The organism is Psychrobacter sp., assembly GCF_049295055.1.
In the GTDB taxonomy this organism is placed as follows: Bacteria; Pseudomonadota; Gammaproteobacteria; order Pseudomonadales; family Moraxellaceae; genus Psychrobacter.
Window position 1 is genome coordinate 1 of the sequence record NZ_JBAQQF010000080.1, and the last position, 3646, is coordinate 3646.

Consider the following 3646-nt stretch of genomic DNA (forward strand, 5'->3'; position numbering starts at 1 on the left):
TTAAACTGGGACTGTGACAGTCGGGGCAATTGATCTGTATTTGTGTCTTCATAACCTCAAATATATCATCTTGCCTCGGCTGTCACTCTCCTTTATTAACTCAGCATACTTTCTGATACACCACCAAGCATTTTACCCATTATCTACAACTAAAATATAATGTATCTAATATAAAATAATACATTTAAGCAATATAGTAGCATGAAAATAAATAAGAGCACTATTAACATACAAGTACTGCTCAGTACATGCATTATGACTATAAATGAATATATCCGGTGTTCAAGAAACTGAAACTAGTGACTAACATAGCAGGGAAAACGGTTGTTTCTCATTAAAGAATGACGTTAGACTGATTATTCGTGAGTATGTTATGTTATCACTTGTTGAATAGCGTCGCGTAATTTTTGTGGGACACGAATAGGGCGCATTGGTGCGATATTGCCAACGGCATCAGTAGATTCATTATTGGATATAGACTCTGCTGTTAGTTGGTTTTGTACACAGGCCACGACAATCTTAGCTGTGCTTAATAAGGTGGCGATCGCCTTGTTGTTGGCAGAAGAATCATACTTGGGTTGCTGACGATAAATACTTTGGTAAAATATAATACTGGCGGGTTTTAGCTCAACGTTATCGATACGCACCGTGATAACTTCATCTAATAAAATGGCGCGTTTATATTGCAAGTCTGCTTGACTAACGACAAAATGCTGAACCTTACCGTCATCGGTCTGCAAAAAATAACCATTTAAACCAAGCTTAGTAAACCAGTCGCGGCGGCAGTTTTCAAAGAATACCAGATGATTGGCATGGTAGACTATGCCACCAGCGTCAGTGTGATTGATATACACATTATAATCAGTGGCAAATAGCGGCGTGGTTGCGCTACTTGATTTTGATACTGCGTGTGTATTTTTACTAGTAGCTGTTGTCATAATAATGCTCAATAGATTTTTTCGATAAATTGGTTTGATAAAGTGGTTTAATAAATTGGCCGGATAAAAATCGTTTAATAAAAATTACTGTATGTGATAGTGATCCTAATAAGCGAGCGATACCTCATAGGTAGTGAATATAACCACGCTGAATAGCTACTCTATCTTAAGATATAAAAGGGTGCAACAGATAGAATGGTCTATGTCTGTTATCATAATCCTCGCTATATTGTCGCGTTTCATATATTCATAGCAGCACTTATTCATAGCAACATTCATTTATAGAAGCACTGTTTATAAAAGTGCCGTACTTTCATTTATTAGCATAGGATAATTTATGACTCGTTTTGTTTGCTTTAATATTAATGGTATTCGCGCTCGTCAACATCAGCTTGAGGCGGTAAGAGATATTATCGATCCTGATGTCATGGGTTTGCAAGAAACTAAGGTGCATGATGAACAGTTTCCTCTTGAGAATGTCGAAAGCTTGGGTTATCACGTCGAGTATTTTGGACAAAAAGCACATTACGGTGTGGCATTGCTATCTAAAATCGCACCTGTTTTTGTACAGAAAGGCTTTCCTGGTGAAGATAATGAGGCGCAAAAACGCTTTATTCATGCGCGCTATGAGTTCGACGGGCGTGAGATTGATGTGCTCAATGGTTATTTTCCACAAGGAGAGAGCCAAGACCATCCGACCAAATTCCCGATGAAACGCGCTTATTATGCGGCTTTAATGGCGTATATCGACACTCTAAAAGCGGAAGGACGCTCGCTCGTTATTATGGGTGATATGAATATTGCGCCAGAAGATATCGATATTGGCATTGGTGAAGTCAATGCGAAGCGCTGGCTGAAAAATAGAAAAACCTCGTTTTTGCCAGAGGAGCGTGATTGGTATGCAGCGTTGATGTCGCGTGAGCTGACGGATACGTACCGTCTGCATTATCCAGAAAGTACAGAATTGTACAGCTGGTTTGATTATCGCAGTCGCGGTTTTGATGATGATCCTAAACGCGGACTGCGTATCGATCATATTTTATGTACGCCTGATTTAGTCGGTCAATGTGTCGATGCTGGTATCAGCTACGAGCTACGTAGTATGGAGAAACCGTCTGATCACGCGCCTATTTGGACAGAATTTGACTTAACTAAAGTATAATATAGCTGAGTTTGTAACCACTATTTTATAACTAACAAAATATACATCAGCATTGATAAATAAGGATTTTACTATGGCGGTTGGCAATGTTGCAGTACCTGAGACGATTTATCCCATTAAGGGTATCAAATTAAGCGCCACGGCAGCAGGCGTACGTTATAAAGACCGTGATGATCTGGTGATTATCGAAATTGCTGCTGACGCAACCGCTGCTGTTGTGACGACTAAAAATGCATTTTGTGCCGCTCCTGTGCGGGTATTACGTGAGCACTTTGCTAAAGTAGCACCGCGTTATTTGGTGACCAACACCGGTAATGCCAACGCTGGTACTGGCACTGATGGCAAACGTCGCGCGACAGATATCTGTGCTGCATTGGCTGCTAAAGCTGGCGTAGATATCTATTCTGTGTTGCCATTTTCGACCGGAGTGATAGGCGAGCCGCTAAACAGTGAGGCGATTATCGCTGGATTAGAAAATGCATTAGCCACTCTAGCGCCTGATAATTGGCTTGCAGCAGCGAAGGGCATTCGCACGACGGATACGATTCCAAAGCTTGCCAGTAAAAAAGTCGATGTCGCGGGTAGCTGTTATCACATTACTGGCATGTCAAAAGGCTCGGGTATGATTCGCCCCAATATGGCGACCATGTTGGGCTATGTGGCAACGGATGCCAATATTGCCGCTGATTTATTACAAGAGATGCTGAGCGCCATTAATGAGCAGTCTTTTAATCGCATTACTGTCGATGGTGATACCTCAACCAATGACTGCTGTGTACTGATAGCCACAGGTGCTGCCAGCTCAGATGTAATTGATAGCCCAGAGCACCCACACTATAAATCGATATTTGAGGCTTTGACTGAAGTTTTTGTTCGTCTAGCGCAATTGATTGTACGTGATGGTGAAGGTGCTACAAAATTTATGACCGTAAAAGTCACGGGTGGCAAAACCACGCAAGAATGCTGTGATGTAGCGTATGCTGTTGCGCATTCACCTTTAGTCAAAACGGCTTTTTTCGCCAGTGATGCCAACTGGGGACGCATTTTAGCAGCTGTTGGTTATGCTGGAATTGAAAACCTCGATACTGAGCAAGTCGATGTCTATTTAGACGAGGTTATGATTTGTCAAAATGGTGAAGTTGCGCCAAGCTATACGGAAGAGGCGGGCAACAATGTGATGAGTCGCCCGGAGATTACCATTCATATTGATTTAGCACGTGGTGATGCTAGTGATACGGTTTACACCTGCGATTTGTCTTATGATTATGTCAAAATAAATGCCGACTATCGTAGCTAAATACCGATTATGTATTAATTTAAGAGACGCTCAGAATCACTAAGATTATGAGCGTTTTTACTTTATATACGCTAGTGCTATAGTCAGTCCTAAATAAAACAAATACAAATATTATAACGTGCTATAGTAGAGCCTTTATAAAAGTGGTACAGTAGTTTTAAAATAAATGAAAAGTAAAAAGATTATGACTTATTCAGCAGACTTTCGAGCTCAAGTGATTAAAAGTGTCGAACAACAAGGCATGAGTAT

3 protein-coding genes are annotated in these 3646 nt (G+C 40.9%); 2 read left to right on the forward strand and 1 reads right to left on the reverse strand.

Annotated elements, in window-relative coordinates:
• Positions 1-371: 371 nt before the first annotated feature.
• On the reverse strand, positions 372-938 hold the full coding sequence (locus tag WAZ74_RS12145) for a thioesterase family protein (protein WP_422308564.1): 567 nt from the start codon (positions 936-938) through the stop codon (positions 372-374).
• A gap of 337 nt (positions 939-1275) precedes the next feature.
• Between WAZ74_RS12145 and xthA the strand changes: the two genes are divergently transcribed.
• Together xthA and argJ are read left to right on the forward strand one after the other, a co-directional pair.
• Positions 1276-2100 carry an exodeoxyribonuclease III gene (gene xthA / locus WAZ74_RS12150; protein WP_422308565.1) on the forward strand — a complete coding sequence of 275 codons (825 nt, stop codon included), beginning with the start codon at positions 1276-1278 and terminating at the stop codon, positions 2098-2100.
• A 73-nt stretch (positions 2101-2173) separates the two neighbouring features.
• Positions 2174-3397, forward strand: a complete 1224-nt coding sequence (gene argJ, locus WAZ74_RS12155) for a bifunctional glutamate N-acetyltransferase/amino-acid acetyltransferase ArgJ (protein ID WP_422308566.1) — start codon at positions 2174-2176, stop codon at positions 3395-3397.
• The last annotated feature ends 249 nt before the right edge of the window (positions 3398-3646 follow it).

Coding starts and splice junctions, on each gene's coding strand:
- WAZ74_RS12145 (WP_422308564.1), bottom strand. CDS start 938: ATGACAACAGCTACTAGTAAAAATACACACGCAGTATCAAAATCAAGT.
- xthA (WP_422308565.1), top strand. CDS start 1,276: ATGACTCGTTTTGTTTGCTTTAATATTAATGGTATTCGCGCTCGTCAA.
- argJ (WP_422308566.1), top strand. CDS start 2,174: ATGGCGGTTGGCAATGTTGCAGTACCTGAGACGATTTATCCCATTAAG.